This window comes from Mesorhizobium sp. (assembly GCF_004962925.1).
Taxonomy (GTDB): domain Bacteria; phylum Pseudomonadota; class Alphaproteobacteria; order Rhizobiales; family Rhizobiaceae; genus Mesorhizobium.
Genome location: NZ_SUEO01000083.1, coordinates 1 through 16,530, shown reverse-complemented (window position 1 = coordinate 16,530; position 16,530 = coordinate 1). Strand labels below are relative to the sequence as shown.

The window sequence follows — 16,530 nt, the reverse complement described above, 5'->3', positions numbered from 1 at the left end:
CGCTTGGCCGCGCTCTGGTGCGCCTGTTGGAGCCCAGCGCCGGCAGCGTCAGCTTCGAGGGCCTGGATATCACGCATCTGCCGGAAGCGGAACTCAGACCACTGCGCCGCGATCTGCAGATGATCTTCCAGGATCCGATGTCATCGCTCAACCCGCGTCGCACCATTGCCAGCATCATCGCCGCGCCACTCAAGCAGAACGGCCTTGGCGACAACCTCAGGGATCGCATCGCGGAGGCGCTGCAGCGCGTCGGCCTGCCGCAAAGCTTTGCCAGCCGCTACCGCCACGAACTGTCGGGCGGCCAGCGCCAGCGCGTCGGTATTGCTCGGGCGCTCGCACTGTCGCCGAAATTCGTGCTGGCCGACGAGATCGTCTCCGGCCTCGACGTGTCGACCCAGGCGCAGATCCTGACGCTGCTGGAAAAGCTTGCAGCCGAAATGGGCCTGACGGTCGCCTTCATCAGCCACGATTTGTCGGTGATCCGGCGGCTGTGCCGGCAAGTGATCGTCATGCGCGAAGGCGGGATCGTCGAGGCCAGCGCCACCGATGCCTTGTTCGAAAGTCCGAAAGAAGCCTACACGCGCGATCTGCTGGCCGCCATTCCGCTGCCCGAGATCGATGAAGGCTGGCTGCTGCCCGCCGCTAAGGTGCCGGTATGAAGCATCATTCGCAGCAGATCTCATTCGCACGCCGAAGAGCGGGCCTCGGGCGTGCGCCCGGCAAGTCACCCACGTCCCGCGAGAAGGATGACTGACATGAGGAATGCAATCCGAAACGCAACGCTTGCGACCGCCGTCCTGGCCAGCATCGGCACCGCTTCCGCCGGCTCCATTCCCGGCATGCGCGGCCACGATCACACCGGGGTTACAGTGCCCGACATGAAGCAGGCCGTCGACTTCTTCACCGAGATTGTCGGCTGCAAGAAGGCGATGTCGTTCGGCCCGTTCGCCGACGACAAGGGCACGTTCATGCAGGATTTGCTGGGCGTCGACCCCAAGGCGGTGATCGAGGAGATCACCCTGGTCCGCTGCGGCTACGGATCGAATATCGAGCTGTTCAAATACACCGCGCCGGACCAGAAAGACCGGCAGGTCCGCAACAGCGACATTGGCGGCTTCCACATCGCCTTCTATGTCGATGATATCGCCGCCGCAAAAGCCTATCTCGATGAAAAGGGCGTCAAGACGCGGATGGGCCCGCTGCCGGTCACCGAAGGCCCGGCGGCCGGCCAAAGCATCCTCTATTTCCAGGCGCCTTGGGGCCTGCAGCTGGAAGCGATCAGCTATCCCAACGGCATGGCCTATGAAAAGGACGCGGAGACGGTGCTGTGGAGCCCGAAGACGCCGGAAAAATGACCTGGCAAGCGCGTGCTTGCGGGTCTGCCCGCAGGCACGCCATAGGCATCCGAGGCGAGTCGTTTCAATTATGAAACTTCAAGCTTGAAATAATTTGCCTCAAGCGCGATACTAGGCGCAGAAAAGCGAAGAGGAGATCGCACAGATGAAGGTTGCGGTTCTCGGCGGCGGGCCAGCCGGCCTCTACTTTGCCATTTCAATGAAGCTCAGGGACGCCGCGCACGAGGTGACGGTCTTCGAGCGCAACCGCGCCGACGACACATTCGGCTGGGGCGTGGTGCTGTCGGCGGAGACGCTCGACAATCTGACCAGGAACGATCCGGTCAGCGCCGTCTGGATCAGGAAGCATTTCGCGTATTGGGACGACATCGCCGTCATCCATGACGGCGTGCGCACGGTCTCCACCGGCCATGGCTTTTGCGGCATCGGCCGCAAGCGGCTGCTCACCTTGCTGCAGCGGCGAGCGCGCGAGCTCGGCGTCAAGCTCGTCTTCGAAACCGATATCGCCGATCCCAAACCCTATATGGAGAGCCACGATCTGGTTGTCGCCGCCGACGGGTTGAACTCGAAGGCACGGGGCGCCTTCGCCGACGTGTTCAAACCCGATATCGACACCCGCAAATGCAAGTTCGTCTGGCTCGGCACTCAGCAGAAATTCGACGACGCCTTCACCTTCATCTTCGAGAAGACGGAGCATGGCTGGGTGTGGGCGCATGCCTACCAGTTCGACAGCGAAACCGCGACCTTCATCGTCGAATGCAGCGAGCAGACCTGGGAGCGCTTCGGCTTCGGCGCGATGTCACAGCAGGAATCGATCGCCGTCTGCGAACGAATCTTCGCCAAGCATCTCGGCGGCCACGCGCTGATGACCAACGCCAACCACATCAGAGGTTCGGCCTGGATCAATTTCCCGCGAGTGCTGTGCGAACGCTGGTCCTACAAAAATCTGGCGCTGATGGGCGACGCGGCGGCATCAGCGCATTTCTCGATCGGCTCCGGCACCAAGCTGGCGTTGGAAAGTGCGGTGGCGCTGGCCGACTATGTCGAGTCCGAGCCCGATCTCGAAGCGGCGTTCCGCAAATATGAGGACGCGCGCCGCACCGAAGTGCTGAAGCTGCAGTCGGCGGCGCGCAACTCGCTCGAATGGTTCGAGGAGGTCGAGCGCTATCTCGGCCTCGATCCGGTCCAGTTCAATTATTCGCTGCTGACTCGTTCGCAGCGCATCAGCCACGAGAATTTGCGGCTGCGCGATGCCGAGTGGCTGGCCGGTGCCGAAGAATGGTTCCAGCGCCAGGCCGGCGCCGGCGGCAACAGTCTTCGTCGCGCGCCGATGTTCGCGCCGTTCCGGCTGCGCGACATGGCGCTGCAGAACCGCATCGTCGTCTCGCCGATGGCGCAGTACAAGGCCGTCGACGGCTGCCCGACCGACTGGCATTTCGCCCATTATGCCGAACGGGCCAAGGGTGGCGCCGGCCTTCTCTACATCGAGATGACCTGCGTCAGCCCGGAAGGCCGCATCACGCCGGGCTGCCCGGGTTTCTACGCACCCGAACATGAGGTCGCCTGGAAGCGGCTGGTCGATTTCGTCCATACCGAGACCGAGGCCAAGATCTGCGCGCAGATCGGCCATTCGGGCGCCAAGGGCTCCACCCGGCTCGGCTGGCAAGGAAACGACGTGCCGCTGATGTCAGGCAACTGGCCTGTGATGGCGGCATCAGCGGTGGCATGGTCGCCTGAGAATCAGCTGCCGAAGGCAATGGACCGCGCCGACATGGATCTGGTACGCGACCAGTTCGTCGCTTCGGCCGAGATGGCGGCGCGCTGCGGCTTCGACATGCTCGAAATCCATGCTGCGCACGGCTATCTCCTGTCCTCTTTCATCACGCCGCTGACCAACCGGCGCACGGACGTCTATGGCGGCTCACTCGAAAACCGCATGCGCTATCCCTTGGAAATCTTCCATGCCGTGCGCGCCGCCTGGCCGGCGGAAAAGCCAGTTTCAATGCGCATCTCGGCCAATGACTGGGTCGGCATCGAAGGCGTGATGCCGGCCGATGCGGTCGAGATCGCACGGCTGCTGCATGAGGCCGGTGTCGACATCTGCGACGTGTCGGCCGGCCAGACTTCGGCCGAGGCAAGACCGGTGTACGGCCGCATGTTCCAGACGCCGTTTTCCGACCGCATCCGCAACGAGGTCGGCATGGCGACCATGGCGGTCGGCAACATCTACGAACCGGACCACGTCAATTCGATCCTGATGGCCGGCCGCGCCGATCTCGTCGCGATGGCTAGGCCGCATCTCGCCGACCCCTACTGGACGCTGCATGCCGCCGTCGCACTCGGCGACCGCGGCGTCAAATGGCCGGATCCCTATCTGCCGGGCCGCGACCAGATCTACCGGCTGGCCGAACGCGATGCGGCAGCGGGGCTGAAAGTATGAGCGCTGCGACGATAACAATGCGGCACGCGCTGGTCACCGGCGGCGGCTCTGGCGTCGGCCGCGCCGTCGCGCTGGCGCTCGCCGGCGCCGGCATCGACGTGACCATCTGCGGCCGCCGCGAGGCTGCACTTGCCGAGGTCGTTAGGGAAAGCGATCGCATTTTCGGCATCGCTGCCGATGTCACCAATGAGGCAGCGATGACGTCCCTCTACAGCCAGGCTGAGGCGGCGCGCGGGCCGATCGATATCGTCGTCGCCAATGCCGGCATGTCCGGCAGCGCGCCGGCACAGCGGACCTCGCTCACGGACTGGCAGCGCACGCTCGACGTCAACCTGACCGGCGCGTTCCTGACGGTAAAACCGGCGCTCGCCGGCATGGCCGCTCGAAAGGCGGGCCGTATCATCTTCGTCGCGTCGACCGCCGGCCTGAAGGGCTATCCTTATGTCTCCGCCTACGTGGCCGCCAAGCATGGCGTCGTCGGGCTGATGCGGGCGCTGGCGGTGGAGACCGCCAAATCCGGCGTGACGGTCAATGCTGTATGCCCTGGCTTCGTCGAAACCGACATGCTCGAGGAATCCATCCAGCGTATCGTCGACAAGACCGGTCGCACGGTTGAAGAAGCAAGGACGAGCCTTGCCTCGACCAACCCGCAAGGCCGCTTCATCCAGCCCGAAGAAGTTGCAGCCGCGGTGCTGTGGCTGTGCGGCGATGCGGCCCAATCGATCACCGGCCAGACGATCTCGATCTCTGGAGGCGAGACATGGTAGCCGGTCCCCTGCCCGCGCCGTCTGGACCCGGCAAGGATCGTCTGCGGCTGTGGGTGCGGCTGTTGCGAGCCTCGCGCAGCATCGAGGCCGAATTGCGCGAGCGCCTGCGGCAGGAGTTCAACACGACGCTGCCGCGTTTCGACGTGATGGCGGCGCTCTACCGCGCGCCGGAAGGCATGCTGATGAGCGACCTGTCGCGCTTCCTGCTGGTGTCCAACGGCAATGTGACTGGCATCGTCGACCGGCTGGTTTCGGAAGGACTGGTTGCCCGCGCCCGGCGCAATGGCGACCGCCGCACCTCGATGGTGCGGCTGACGGAGGAAGGTTCGAAGACCTTCGCCGTGATCGCTGCCGCGCATGAAAGCTGGATCGGCGAGCTGCTCGGCAATGTGAGCGAGGACGAGGCGCGCCGGCTAACCGGCATGCTGAATTCCTTCCGCAGCAATTGGGAGGGACGGGAATGACAAAGATGGCCGGCCGCAAGCCGAAGCATTTCCTCTGGCAGGTCGAAGGCAAGGTCGCGAAAATCCGGCTCGACCGGCCGGAGCGCAAGAACCCGCTGACCTTCGAAAGCTATGCCGAGCTGCGCGATACTTTTCGCGACCTCGTCTATGCCGACGATGTCGATGCGGTGGTGTTCCTGCCCAATGGCGGTAATTTCTGCTCCGGCGGCGATGTTCACGACATCATCGGCCCGCTGGTCAAGATGGACATGAAGGAGTTGCTGGCCTTCACCCGCATGACCGGCGATTTCGTCAAGGCGATGCTGAATTGCGGCAAGCCGATCATTGCGGCGGTCGACGGCGTGGCGGTGGGCGCCGGCGCCATCATTGCCATGGCCTCCGATATCCGCATCGCCACGCCGGAGGCCAAGACGGCCTTCCTGTTCACCCGCGTCGGCTTAGCCGGCTGCGACATGGGCGCCTGCGCGATCCTGCCGCGCATCATCGGCCAGGGCCGGACCGCCGAGCTGCTCTATACCGGCCGCACGATGAGTGCGGCGGAGGGCGAGCGCTGGGGTTTCTACAACCGGCTGGTCGATGCCGCGGCGCTTGAGGCCGACGCGCTCGACATGGCCGCGCGCATCGTTTCCGGCCCGACCTTCGCCCACGGGATCACCAAGATCCAGTTGAACCAGGAATGGTCGATGGGCCTCGACCAAGCGATCGAGGCCGAAGCACAAGCGCAGGCGATCTGCATGCAGACCGGCGATTTCAAGCGGGCTTATGAGGCTTTCGTCGCCAAGCAGAAGCCGGTGTTCGAGGGGAATTGAGGATGTTTTCTTTAATCAAAATGGACAGGTTGGTGGGACAGCGCCCCCCTCTGTCCTGCCGGACATCTCCCCCACTTGGGGGGAGATTGGCAGTTCCATTGCCTCGCCTCTTTTTGCAACGCTGGAAATTGGCGAAAGCGCCCGCGACCGCCAATCTCCCCCCTCGTGGGGGAGATGTCCGGCAGGACAGAGGGGGGCGCCGTAGAGCGCGAGACCCGAAGCACAGCGGAGGCAGAAATGCCTGACCGTTCCTTCCTCAACTGGCCGTTCTTCGAGGACCGTCATCGCGAGCTTGCTGAAAAGCTCGAAGCCTGGTGCGGAAAAAACCTGCCGGTCTCGCATGACGATGTCGATGCCGCCTGCCGCGAGTTGGTGGCGAAGCTCGGCAAAGACGGCTGGCTGAAACCGACGGCGCTCGACACGGACAATCCCGGGCCGCTCGACGTGCGCGCGCTGTGCCTGACGCGTGAGACGCTGGCCCGGCATGACGGACTGGCCGATTTCGCCTTCGCCATGCAAGGGCTCGGCACCGGCGCGCTCAGCCTGTTCGGCACGCCCGACCAGCAGCGCTGGCTGGCGAAGACCCGCGCCGGAAAGGCGATTTCCGCCTTCGCGCTGTCGGAGCCGCGCTCCGGATCGGACGTTGCCAATATGGAGATGACGGCGACGCGTGACGGCGACGACTATGTGCTGTCAGGTGAAAAGACCTGGATCTCCAATGGTGGCATTGCCGATCTCTACGTCGTTTTTGCCCGCACCGGCGAGGCGCCCGGCGCCAAAGGGCTTTCCGCCTTCATCGTGCCTGCAGACATCAAGGGCCTGACCATCGCCGAACGGCTGGAGGTGATCGCGCCGCATCCGCTGGCACGCCTGTCCTTCGACAGTGTCCGCGTTCCGGCCTCGGCATTGATCGGCAAGCCGGGCGACGGCTTCCGTATCGCCATGTCGGTGCTCGACGTGTTCCGCTCGACCGTCGGCGCGGCGGCACTCGGCTTTGCCCGGCGGGCACTGGATGAGAGCATCGGCAGAGTGGCCGAGCGCAAACTATTCGGCGCTGCGATGGTCGAGCTGCAGATGGTGCAGGGCCATATCGCCGACATGGCGCTGGATGTCGATGCCGCCGCCCTGCTGGTCTATCGCGCCGCCTGGACCAAGGACATGGGGGCTGCCCGTGTCACCCGCGAAGCGGCGATGGCCAAGCTGTTCGCCACCGACAAGGCGCAAGAGGTGATCGACAAGGCCGTGCAGCTGCATGGCGGCGATGGCGTCCGCAAGGGCCACATCATCGAAAGCCTGTATCGTGAGATCCGTGCACTGCGCATCTACGAGGGTGCCTCTGACGTGCAGAAAGTGGTCATCGCCAGGCAAGTGATGGGAGCGGCCTGAGGCCGAGCTTGCGACGGAAAACTGGAGTTTGAGCTGGTTTCAAATTTTGAACATTGCGACCAGATTTGAGTATCGGGAGGCTTAATATGCACACCATCCTGCAGCCGGAAGGCTGGGCGAAGCCAATCGGCTACGCCAATGGCGTCGCCGCGCGCGGGCAGCTGATCTTCATCGGCGGCCAGGTCGGCTGGACCGGGCAAGGCCGGTTCGAAACCGATGATTTTGTCGGCCAGGTGCGCCAGACGCTTGCCAACATCGTCGCCGTGCTCGCCGAGGCCGGCGCCAAGCCTGAGCATATCACCTCGATGACCTGGTACTTTACCGACAAGGCAGAGTATCTGGCCAACCTCAGAGGCATCGGCGAGGCCTATCGCGAGGTCATCGGGCGGCATTTTCCGGCCATGGCCGCCATGCAGGTGATGGCGTTGGTCGAGGATCGCGCCAGGGTGGAGATCCAGGCGACAGCGGTGATCCCGGACTGACGCCGGCAAGGCAGGTCCACTCGGTTTCGACACAACACTGCAGGGGTTCCTCGATGGCGAAGCGCATCGAGGCTGATGGTTGACGGCGTGGCGCTTGGCTGTAGGCGGCTTTTGTGATCAGATGATCATGCCTCTGCTTCGGCTGGGCGATCACTGCGTGCCGTTTGCACATAGCTTCTGTCGGACCCCTAAGGAAACCAAAAATCGTGGCTCTGGGATTTGAACCTGTATCGGGACGCATCACCGTCCAGGACGGCGTCTATCAGCAGCTTCGGCATGCCCTGATGGTCGGCAGCTTCGATCCGGCCCAGGTGCTGACCATTGCCTCGTTGGCCGAAGCCTTCGGCACCTCGAACATGCCGGTACGCGAGGCCTTGCGGCGGCTCGCCGCCGAGAACGCGCTGGAGATATCGCAGAACGGCTCGGCCTGCGTGCCGGTCGTCACCCGCGCGCGGCTCGACGACCTCTGCCGGGCGCGCGTCGCCGTCGAAGGGCTGGCGGCCGAACTCGGGGCGTCGCGTCTGACCGCTTCCGACATAGCCACATTGGAGAAGATCACCGCCGACCAGCAGGCGATCGGGCGCAATGGCAGCGTCTACGAGCTGATCGCCAAGAACCAGCAATTCCATTTCATCATCTACCGTGCCTCAGGCTCCGACGTGCTGTTCCAGCTGATCGAGACGCTGTGGCTGCGCTTCGGACCCTACATGCGGCTGCTGTCCAATCATGTCGCACCTTTGATGCGCGCCGGCACGATGGAGCCGTCGGGGCGGCACACGGCGATTATCGCAGCGCTAAAGGATCGCGATTTTGCCCGCGCCCGCGAAGAGGTGGTTGCCGACATCCAGACGACACAGGAGACGCTGCGTGCGATCTGCCCCGACGTGCCGGAATCTAGGCCGGTCGAGTTCGCCGGATTCGGCAAAGCCTCCTGAAGCTCGGCTGCGGGTCGAACGCCAAATCGGCGCCCGAATGTGTCGATCCGCGACCGCTCGTGGCCAGAAAAATCGTCCCGATCTTCGCTATTGAATCGCATTTCTTTGCGGGCAGCGATTGATCCATGTTCCCTTTTGTGATCACCTGATCACAGGGAGCAAAAGCGTCGTGTCTGGTTATTTTCTCTACCATTCGATCGGCACGTTTCCCGGCAAGGCAGAGCGCATGGCTGCTGCCCTGTCGGAATTCTCGGGCGTCTGGTCGGCGGAAGATGACGGCCAGTGGCCGGCGGCCCTTGCAGCGCGGCAGCGCTTCATCGAAGCCTGGGGCCGGCTGATCGATGCCCCGCAAGGCACTCTGACCACCGCCGAGAACGTCACGTCAGCGCTCTACAGCCTGATCGGCGCGCTGCCATCCGAGCGCCTGGCGGGAAAGCGACTGCTGGTCGCGGCCGATTGTTTTCCGAGCCTGCACTTCCTGCTTGCCGGACTTGCCGACCGCTTCGACTTCGTGCTCGACACCGTGCCGCTGCGTCCCGGCGAGAACTGGGTGCGCGACGAGGATTTCATTGCACGCTGGCAGGACGATGTCGGCCTGGCCTTGCTGACCTTCGTCACCTCGACGGCCTCGCACCGCTGCGACGTGGCGCGGCTTGCCGCGCATGGCCGGGAGATGGGCAGCATCGTCGGTGTCGACATTACGCAAGGCGTCGGCGTCGCACCCTTCTCGGTTGTCGAGGCGCCGGTCGATTTCGTCGTCTCGACCTCGCTGAAATGGCTGTGCGGCACCTCGGGCGCCGGCATCCTGCAGGTGACGCCCGGTCTCCTGGCAACATGCCGGCCGGAACTTCGCGGCTGGTTCAGCCAGCCAAACCCATTTTCGTGGGATCTCGACAGTTTCGCATATGCGGACGATGCGCGTCGATTCGACCATGGCACGCCGGCTATCCTGGCCAGTGTCGCATCGCTGCCCGGCCTCGAATGGGTCGCCGAGACAGGTGTCGAAGCCATCCGGGAACAGAACGCCAGTATGACCGGTCGCATTACCGGTTGCGCGCTGGACAATGGCTGGGCCGTTCGCTCGCCGCTCGATCCAGACAAGCGCGGCGGCAGCGTCATGCTGACCTTGCCGCAAGGCGTCGACCCAGTGAAGACAGTGTCCACCTTGCGTAATGAGCGACTTTACTGCGACGCGCGCGGCGCAACGCTTAGGCTGTCGCCCGGCATGGTCACCACGGACGACGCGGTAGGTGCACTGCTGGAGCGTCTGCAACAGTTGATCGGCATGCGGGAACGCCGCGCATCCTGGCTTCAGGCGCCGCCTCGCCTGCAGTGTCCGGAAATACGGCGCTGAAAGGGGCGGAAGTGAAAAGCGCCACAGGGAGTGGCCGAACCAGAGGGAACGAAAATGAACTTCACTCGTCGCAACCTGCTTCTTCTCGCTGCCGCCATCGGTATAGCCGCCGGCCCGGCCACCGCCTACGCCGCGGACGTGCTGAACGTCGGCGCCTATCCGACCAATCCGCCCTTCGAATACAAGAACGAAAGCGGCACCTTCGAGGGTTTTGAGGTCGACATCGTCAACGAGGCGGCCAAGCGCATCGGCATGACCACGGAAATTGCCGACCTCGGATTTCAGGCCCTGTTCGCCGCCACCACGTCGAAGCGCATCGACGTCGCCATCTCGTCGATCACGATCACCCCTGAGCGGCTGAAGTCGCAGGCGTTCTCGCAGCCCTATTATGATTCCGACATGGGCATCGCCGCCAAGGCCGACAGCCCGATCAAGTCCGAGGCCGACCTCAAGGGCAAGATCATCGGCGTGCTGTCCGGCTCGACCGGCGAAGCCTGGACCAAGCAGCACCAGGAGGCCGACGGGTTCAGCGAGGTAAAGGGCTACGACACGCAGCAGAACCTGCTGCTCGATCTCAGCGCCGGTCGCGTCGACGCCGCGGTCAGCGATATTCCCGGCCTGGAATACTCCTTCACCAGGATGAAGGACCTTGCCGTGAAAGAGCGTATCAAGACCGGCGAGCAGTATGGCCTGATGATGGCCAAGGACCACCCGCTGCTCGGCAAGCTGAACGACGCGCTGACCGCGATGAAGAAGGACGGCACGCTGGCCGCGATCCACAAGAAGTGGTTCGGCAGCGACGCGCCCGCCGATTCTTCGACCGTCAAGGAAATGCCGATGCCGAAGGCCTGAGCGGCAGCCGCTGAAATCGTGCCGGCTTTCCACGCCGGCACAATTTCATGGGATAGCGTTGCGCCCCTGCTGGACGCGCAACGGACGCCGCAGCCCTTCTTCCACGCATGATCCGCTCCGAAGGCCGATTTCGGGTTTCGGAGTCATGCTTTAGCGTCGCGGGACGCCAAACCTTTCGGGAATGCTCCCCATGTCGCTGCTCGAGACCTTCTTCAACGCCGATGTCATGATCTCCAGCCTGCCGGCGTTGCTGCGCGGCTTTCTGAACACACTGCTGCTCGGGCTGTTGAGCATCGGCATCGGTATCCCCGTCGGCCTGGTGATCAGCCTGATGCGGCTCTACGCGCCAAAGCCGCTCCGGCTTCTGGCGGTCGGCTATATCGATATTTTCCGGGCGATGCCGGTGCTGGTCGTGCTGATCCTGATCTACTACGCGCTGCCGTTCCTCGGCATACGCCTGTCGTCCTGGACCTCCGCGGTGACGGCATTCGCCATCATCATGGCTGCTTATTCGGCCGAAGTGTTCCGCTCCGGCATAGAAAGCATTCCGCGCGGCCAGTTCGAGGCGGCGCAGGCACTCGGCCTGCCGTTTTTACTGACCTTGCGCAAGGTGGTGCTGCCGCAGGCGATCCGCGTGGTCATTCCGCCGATGACGAGCAACTGCGTTTCGATGTTCAAGGACACCTCGCTCGCCTCAACCGTGGCGCTGCCCGAACTGCTGAAGGAAGCGACCAATGCGCAGTCGCTCTATGCCAACCCCTCGCCGCTGATCGGCGCGGCGCTGGTCTATCTCCTCTTTCTCTGGCCGATGGTCCGCCTCGTCAGCCTTCTCGAACGTCGCTTCAAAACCGAAAAGACCCGCTGACTTCGCCAGTTTCCCATCTGTCAATTCTCGCCTCCCCCATCTGTCAGGCACTTCGCAGGAGACCATCTTGAACAAGCATCAGACCCACAATGCGAGCGACGTCTCCGCAGCCTTCCCGGTCGACACAATCCGCGCCATGTTTCCAGCCCTGCAGCAGGCCGGTGACTTCATCTTCATGGATAATGCCGCCGGGGCGCAGATCCCGCAAAGCGTGCTCGATGCGGTAACCAAGCATCTGGTCGCGCATAATGTGCAGCGCGGCGGCCGCTACGGGCGCAGCGTCGCCGTCGATCAAGCAATCGCCGACGCGCGTGAAAGCGTGGCGTTGCTGATCAATGCCTATAGTCCCGCGGAAATCTGTTTCGGCATGAACGCCACCTCGTTCATCCGCCTCGTCAGCCTCGGCATCGGCCAGATGCTTGCAGAACGCCCAAATGGGGAGCGAGACGAGATCGTCATCACCGACATGGATCACGACGCCAACATCGCGACCTGGCTGGCGCTAGAGTCCGCCGGCGCCAAGTTCAAATGGTGGCGGATGCGCGAGGACGGCAATCTGCATGTCGATGATTTGCGCTCGCTGGTCTCGGAGCGCACCCGGCTTGTCGCCTGCACGGTCACGGCGCATTCGATCGGATCGATCGTCGATGTCGCTTCAGTGGCTGATATTGCGCATGCGGCCGGCGCCGAAGTGTTCCTCGACTGCGTGCATTACGGGCCGCACGGGCTGATCGACGTGCAGGCCTGGGGTTGCGACTATCTGGTCTGCTCCGGCTACAAGAATTTCTCGCCGCATATGGGCTTCCTGTGGGGCCGCTTCGAGACGCTGAAGCGGCTGCCGACCTTCCGCGAGGATTTCATTCCCGACGAACCGCCCTATAAGGTCGAGGCCGGCACCTTCATCTACGAGAATGTCTCCGGCATGGATGCCGCGGTGCGCTATCTCGAATCGATCGGCCGCAACTTCCTGGCCGAGAACAACCGGTCGCGGCGCGACAACCTCGTCGCTGGCATGACCGCCATCCGCGACTATGAGCTGGTGCTGGCGCGCGAGATGCTCGGCGTGCTCAATGACTGCGGCGCGACGATCTATGGCGTCGCCGACGAAGCCCGCCTCAACGAGCGCGTTCCGACCTTCTGCTTCAACATCGGCACGCTGTCGCCGCAAATGATCGTCGAGGCGATGGCCGAGATGCAGATCGGCATCCGCGACGGCCATATGTACGCGCCGCGGCTGATGAAGCGCCTGAACCTCAGCATGGACAGCGGCGCCATCCGCGCCTCGCTGGTGCATTACAACACGGTCGGGGAAGTCCGGCGCTTCGGCGAGGCGCTGCGCGCCATCATCGCCCGGCTGTCCTGATCGGCGTCGAAATACGCTTGCCGGGGTGCCGCGATTGCGGCGTCAGGCAGCTTTCTTCTTCGCCAGCCTCGCTTTGATGCTGGCGACGTCGGCGCGCGGCGTGGCGGCGAACAGCGTCTTGGTGTAGCTGTGCTTGGGGTCGGCAAAGACCTCGTCGCGCGAGCCGTATTCGACGGCCTCGCCGTAATACATGACCATCACGTCGTCGGCGATGTAGCGCACCACCGACAGGTCGTGGCTGATGAAGACATAGGTAAGCTTGAACTCGTCCTGCAGGTCGGCGAGCAGGTTGAGCACCTGCGCCTGCACCGACAGGTCGAGCGCCGAAACCGGCTCGTCGAGCACCAAAAGGCTCGGATTGAGCATCAGCGCGCGGGCAATGGCGATGCGCTGGCGCTGGCCGCCCGAAAACATGTGCGGGTAGCGGTTGTAATGCTCCGGTCCAAGGCCGACCTTTTTCAGCATCCTCATGGCGAGATCGCGCCGTTCGTCGGCCGGCGTGTCAGTGTTGATGAGCAGCGGCTCGCCCAGCACGTCGCCGATCTTCTGTCGCGGATTGAGCGAACCGTAAGGGTTCTGGAAGACGATCTGCACCTTACGGCGCATCTCCTTCGACAGCCCATCCTTGGCGATATCGACCTTTTTACCGTCGATGAAGAGTTCACCTGCTGTCGCGGGATCGATGAGCGTGATGATGCGGGCGAGCGTTGACTTGCCGCAGCCGCTTTCGCCAACGACTGCAAGGGTCTTGCCCCTGTCGACGCTGAACGAGACGCCCTTGACTGCGTGCACCGTGCGCGAGGGGCGAAACAGGCCGCCGCCGACATGATAGTCGCGCACGATGTTCTTGCCTTCGAGAACCGTCACACTCATGACGCGGCTCCCGTTGCAGGCCCGGTTCCCGCAGCAGAGGGAGCCGGTTCGAACAGCATATCGGAAATGGTCGGCAGCCGGTCGCCGACGGCGTTTTCCGGCAGCGCCGACAGCAGCGCGCGCGTGTAGTTGCTCTTCGGCTGCTCGAACAGCGACAGAACGTCGGCCTCTTCCATTTTGCGGCCCTTGTACTGGACAATGACGCGGTCGGCGGTCTCGGCCACCACGCCCATATTGTGGGTGATCATGATCAGCCCCATGCCGTATTTGGCCTGCAGCCCGACCAAAAGGTCGAGGATCTGCTTCTGGATGGTGACATCGAGCGCGGTGGTCGGCTCGTCGGCGATCAGCAGCTTCGGATTGCAGGCGATGGCGATGGCGATCATGACGCGCTGGCACTGGCCACCCGACATCTGGTGCGGGAATGAGTTCAGCCGTTCTTCCGGATCGGCGATGCCGACGAGCTTCATCAGCTCGATGGCGCGGGCCCGGCGCTGGGCGCGGTCCATGCCCATGTGGAAACGCAGCACCTCCTCGATCTGGAAGCCAGCGGTGAAGCATGGATTGAGGCTGGCGATCGGCTCCTGGAAGATCATCGAGATGTCCTTGCCGACGATCTTGCGGCGCTCGGACGGACTGAGCTTGAGCAGGTCGATGCCGTCGAAGGCCATGCGGTCGGCCTTTACCGTCGCCGTATTCGGCAAAAGCCCCATAACTGCCAGCATCGCCACCGATTTACCGGAGCCGGATTCGCCGACGATTGCCAGCACCTCGCGCGGCTCAATCGACAGGTCGATGCCTTGCACGGCCATGAACGGTCCGGCAGCGGTATCGAAGGACACGGTGAGGTTCTTGATCTCGAGAAGAGGCATGGTCACGACCTCTTCAGCTTGGGGTCGAAGGCATCGCGCAGGCCATCGCCGATCAGGTTGATGGCAAGCACCGTGATGAGAATGGCAAGGCCGGGGAAGGTCACCACCCATGGCGCGCGCAGGATGAACTCGCGTGCCGTGGCCAGCATCGTGCCCCATTCCGGCGTTGGCGGCTGCGCGCCGACGCCAAGGAAGCCGAGAGCCGCAGCCTCGAGAATGGCGTTGGAGAAGGACAGCGTCGCCTGCACGATCAGCGGTGCCATGCAGTTCGGCAAGATCGTCTTCACCATCAGCCTGACATGACTGGCACCGGCCACCTTGGCGGAGATCACATATTCGCGGTTCTTTTCGGCCATCACCGCCGCGCGCGTGAGCCGCGCGAAATGCGGCTGCAGCACCAGCGCAATCGCCAGCATGGCGTTGAACAGGCCGGGTCCGAGGATCGCCACCAGAACCAGCGCAAGGAGCAGCGACGGGAAGGCCAGAATGACGTCCATGACGCGCATGATCAGCGTATCGACCCAGCCGCGAAAATAGCCGGCGAGCACGCCGAGGATGATGCCGCTGGTCAGCGAGAAAACGACCACGACCAGACCGATGAACAGCGAGAACCGCGCCCCGAAAATCAGCCGCGAAAGCATGTCGCGGCCAACGGCGTCGGTGCCGAGCAGAAACATCGATTTGCCGCCCTCCTGCCAGACCGGCGGCGTCAGCAGCGCATCACGAAACTGTTCGTCAGGCGAGTGTGGCGCGACCAGCGGCGCGAAAATCGCGATCAACACCAGTGCCGAGAACACGACCAGGCCGATGACGGCGCCGGTGTTCATGGAGTAGTAATGCCAAAACTCGGTGAAGGCGCGTTGCCGGCCGCCGGTCGGAATGGAGGCGGCGGTGGCTTCTGCAGTGGTTTGGTCGGTCATCTCACTGCACCCGGATACGTGGGTTGATGACGGCGTAGAGCACGTCGACGATCAGGTTCACCGCCATGACGATCAGCGCGATGATCAGCAAGCCGCTCTGGACGACGACATAGTCGCGCTTGGCGATCGCGTCGATCATCCACTTGCCGATGCCGGGCCAGGAAAAGATCGTTTCGGTCAGGATGGCGCCCGCCATCAGCGTGCCGACCTGCAGGCCGATGGTGGTAACGACGGGGATGAGCGCATTGCGAAAAGCGTGAAGCCCGATGACGCGGCGCGGCGCCAGGCCCTTGGCGCGGGCGGTGCGGACATAGTCCTCGCCCAGCACCTCCAGCATCGCCGACCGGGTCTGGCGCGCTATGACGGCGAGCGGAATCGTCGCCAGTACGATCGCCGGCAGGACCAGATGACTGGCGGCGGACCTGAAAGCGCCGCTCTTGCCGGAAATCAGGCTGTCGATCAGCATGAACCCCGTCGTCGGCTTGAAGAAATACTGAAGGCCGATACGGCCGGAAACCGGCGTCCAGCCGAGATAACCGGAGAAGAATATGATGAGCAGCAGCCCCCACCAGAAAATTGGCATCGAATAGCCAGTCAGCGCCACGCCCATCGTCGCCTGGTCGAACCATGATCCGCGTTTGACCGCGGCGAAGATGCCGGCGGGAATGCCGATGAGCACGGCGATGATCAGCGCGATCGTCGCCAGTTCCAGCGTGGCCGGAAACAGCGCCTGGAATTCACCGAGCACCGGCCGCTTGGTGGCGATCGATATGCCGAAGTCGCCGGTCACGAC

The 16,530-nt window shown here is 63.5% G+C and carries 17 protein-coding genes; 13 read left to right on the top strand and 4 right to left on the bottom strand.

Translation table 11 applies throughout. The features are described from left to right. The 13 genes from E5W87_RS17645 to E5W87_RS17585 form a co-directional block, all read left to right on the top strand. Positions 1 to 659, top strand: a 659-nt coding sequence (locus E5W87_RS17645) for an ATP-binding cassette domain-containing protein (RefSeq protein WP_292399994.1), incomplete at its 5' end; no start/stop codon positions are given. Between the two features lie 96 nt (positions 660 to 755). Beyond that, the gene (locus E5W87_RS17640; RefSeq protein ID WP_292399991.1) at positions 756 to 1,355 is read left to right on the top strand and encodes a VOC family protein; all 600 of its coding nucleotides are present in this window, start codon (positions 756 to 758) and stop codon (positions 1,353 to 1,355) included. 145 nt (positions 1,356 to 1,500) lie between these two features. Further along, positions 1,501 to 3,795, top strand: a complete 2,295-nt coding sequence (locus tag E5W87_RS17635; protein WP_292399987.1) for a bifunctional salicylyl-CoA 5-hydroxylase/oxidoreductase — start codon at positions 1,501 to 1,503, stop codon at positions 3,793 to 3,795. After that, a complete protein-coding gene (locus E5W87_RS17630) occupies positions 3,792 to 4,562 on the top strand; it encodes an SDR family NAD(P)-dependent oxidoreductase (protein ID WP_292399983.1) in 771 nt (256 codons plus the stop codon). The genes E5W87_RS17635 and E5W87_RS17630 overlap by 4 nt, the downstream gene beginning before the upstream one ends. After that, on the top strand, positions 4,556 to 5,026 hold the full coding sequence (locus E5W87_RS17625; protein ID WP_292399980.1) for a MarR family winged helix-turn-helix transcriptional regulator: 471 nt from the start codon (positions 4,556 to 4,558) through the stop codon (positions 5,024 to 5,026). The genes E5W87_RS17630 and E5W87_RS17625 overlap by 7 nt, the downstream gene beginning before the upstream one ends. Next, positions 5,023 to 5,835 (top strand): enoyl-CoA hydratase family protein, encoded by an 813-nt coding sequence (locus tag E5W87_RS17620; RefSeq protein WP_292399977.1) that lies wholly within the window; start codon positions 5,023 to 5,025, stop codon positions 5,833 to 5,835. The genes E5W87_RS17625 and E5W87_RS17620 overlap by 4 nt, the downstream gene beginning before the upstream one ends. A gap of 237 nt (positions 5,836 to 6,072) precedes the next feature. Beyond that, positions 6,073 to 7,221, top strand: a complete 1,149-nt coding sequence (locus E5W87_RS17615) for an acyl-CoA dehydrogenase family protein (RefSeq protein WP_292399974.1) — start codon at positions 6,073 to 6,075, stop codon at positions 7,219 to 7,221. A gap of 86 nt (positions 7,222 to 7,307) precedes the next feature. Beyond that, positions 7,308 to 7,703, top strand: coding sequence for a RidA family protein (locus E5W87_RS17610; protein ID WP_292399971.1), 396 nt, complete (start codon positions 7,308 to 7,310; stop codon positions 7,701 to 7,703). A gap of 206 nt (positions 7,704 to 7,909) precedes the next feature. After that, positions 7,910 to 8,638, top strand: a complete 729-nt coding sequence (locus tag E5W87_RS17605; RefSeq protein ID WP_292399968.1) for a GntR family transcriptional regulator — start codon at positions 7,910 to 7,912, stop codon at positions 8,636 to 8,638. Positions 8,639 to 8,807: 169 nt separating this feature from the next. After that, positions 8,808 to 9,992 carry an aminotransferase class V-fold PLP-dependent enzyme gene (locus E5W87_RS17600; RefSeq protein ID WP_292399965.1) on the top strand — a complete coding sequence of 395 codons (1,185 nt, stop codon included), beginning with the start codon at positions 8,808 to 8,810 and terminating at the stop codon, positions 9,990 to 9,992. Positions 9,993 to 10,046: 54 nt separating this feature from the next. Further along, positions 10,047 to 10,844, top strand: coding sequence for an ABC transporter substrate-binding protein (locus tag E5W87_RS17595; protein ID WP_292399962.1), 798 nt, complete (start codon positions 10,047 to 10,049; stop codon positions 10,842 to 10,844). 190 nt (positions 10,845 to 11,034) lie between these two features. Then, positions 11,035 to 11,709 (top strand): amino acid ABC transporter permease, encoded by a 675-nt coding sequence (locus E5W87_RS17590; protein WP_292399958.1) that lies wholly within the window; start codon positions 11,035 to 11,037, stop codon positions 11,707 to 11,709. Between the two features lie 67 nt (positions 11,710 to 11,776). Further along, on the top strand, positions 11,777 to 13,072 hold the full coding sequence (locus E5W87_RS17585; protein WP_292399955.1) for a cysteine desulfurase-like protein: 1,296 nt from the start codon (positions 11,777 to 11,779) through the stop codon (positions 13,070 to 13,072). 42 nt (positions 13,073 to 13,114) lie between these two features. Here the strand turns inward: E5W87_RS17585 and E5W87_RS17580 are convergent, their stop codons facing one another. The 4 genes from E5W87_RS17580 to E5W87_RS17565 all read right to left on the bottom strand — a co-directional run. Beyond that, the gene (locus tag E5W87_RS17580) at positions 13,115 to 13,945 is read right to left on the bottom strand and encodes a dipeptide ABC transporter ATP-binding protein (protein WP_292399952.1); all 831 of its coding nucleotides are present in this window, start codon (positions 13,943 to 13,945) and stop codon (positions 13,115 to 13,117) included. After that, positions 13,942 to 14,817, bottom strand: a complete 876-nt coding sequence (locus E5W87_RS17575) for an ABC transporter ATP-binding protein (RefSeq protein ID WP_128286027.1) — start codon at positions 14,815 to 14,817, stop codon at positions 13,942 to 13,944. Before E5W87_RS17575 ends, E5W87_RS17580 begins: the two co-directional genes overlap by 4 nt. Positions 14,818 to 14,819: 2 nt before the next feature. Beyond that, positions 14,820 to 15,737 (bottom strand): ABC transporter permease subunit, encoded by a 918-nt coding sequence (locus tag E5W87_RS17570; RefSeq protein ID WP_292399949.1) that lies wholly within the window; start codon positions 15,735 to 15,737, stop codon positions 14,820 to 14,822. 1 nt (position 15,738) lies between these two features. After that, positions 15,739 to 16,530, bottom strand: a 792-nt coding sequence (locus E5W87_RS17565; protein WP_292399945.1) for an ABC transporter permease subunit, incomplete at its 5' end; no start/stop codon positions are given.

Bases quoted from the DNA above. Each gene is read 5' to 3' on its own strand.
- E5W87_RS17570 (WP_292399949.1), bottom strand. From the start codon at position 15,737: ATGACCGACCAAACCACTGCAGAAGCCACCGCCGCCTCCATTCCGACC.
- E5W87_RS17630 (WP_292399983.1), top strand. From the start codon at position 3,792: ATGAGCGCTGCGACGATAACAATGCGGCACGCGCTGGTCACCGGCGGC.
- E5W87_RS17580 (WP_292399952.1), bottom strand. From the start codon at position 13,945: ATGAGTGTGACGGTTCTCGAAGGCAAGAACATCGTGCGCGACTATCAT.
- E5W87_RS17610 (WP_292399971.1), top strand. From the start codon at position 7,308: ATGCACACCATCCTGCAGCCGGAAGGCTGGGCGAAGCCAATCGGCTAC.
- E5W87_RS17590 (WP_292399958.1), top strand. From the start codon at position 11,035: ATGTCGCTGCTCGAGACCTTCTTCAACGCCGATGTCATGATCTCCAGC.
- E5W87_RS17625 (WP_292399980.1), top strand. From the start codon at position 4,556: ATGGTAGCCGGTCCCCTGCCCGCGCCGTCTGGACCCGGCAAGGATCGT.
- E5W87_RS17575 (WP_128286027.1), bottom strand. From the start codon at position 14,817: ATGCCTCTTCTCGAGATCAAGAACCTCACCGTGTCCTTCGATACCGCT.
- E5W87_RS17620 (WP_292399977.1), top strand. From the start codon at position 5,023: ATGACAAAGATGGCCGGCCGCAAGCCGAAGCATTTCCTCTGGCAGGTC.
- E5W87_RS17635 (WP_292399987.1), top strand. From the start codon at position 1,501: ATGAAGGTTGCGGTTCTCGGCGGCGGGCCAGCCGGCCTCTACTTTGCC.
- E5W87_RS17640 (WP_292399991.1), top strand. From the start codon at position 756: ATGAGGAATGCAATCCGAAACGCAACGCTTGCGACCGCCGTCCTGGCC.
- E5W87_RS17595 (WP_292399962.1), top strand. From the start codon at position 10,047: ATGAACTTCACTCGTCGCAACCTGCTTCTTCTCGCTGCCGCCATCGGT.
- E5W87_RS17615 (WP_292399974.1), top strand. From the start codon at position 6,073: ATGCCTGACCGTTCCTTCCTCAACTGGCCGTTCTTCGAGGACCGTCAT.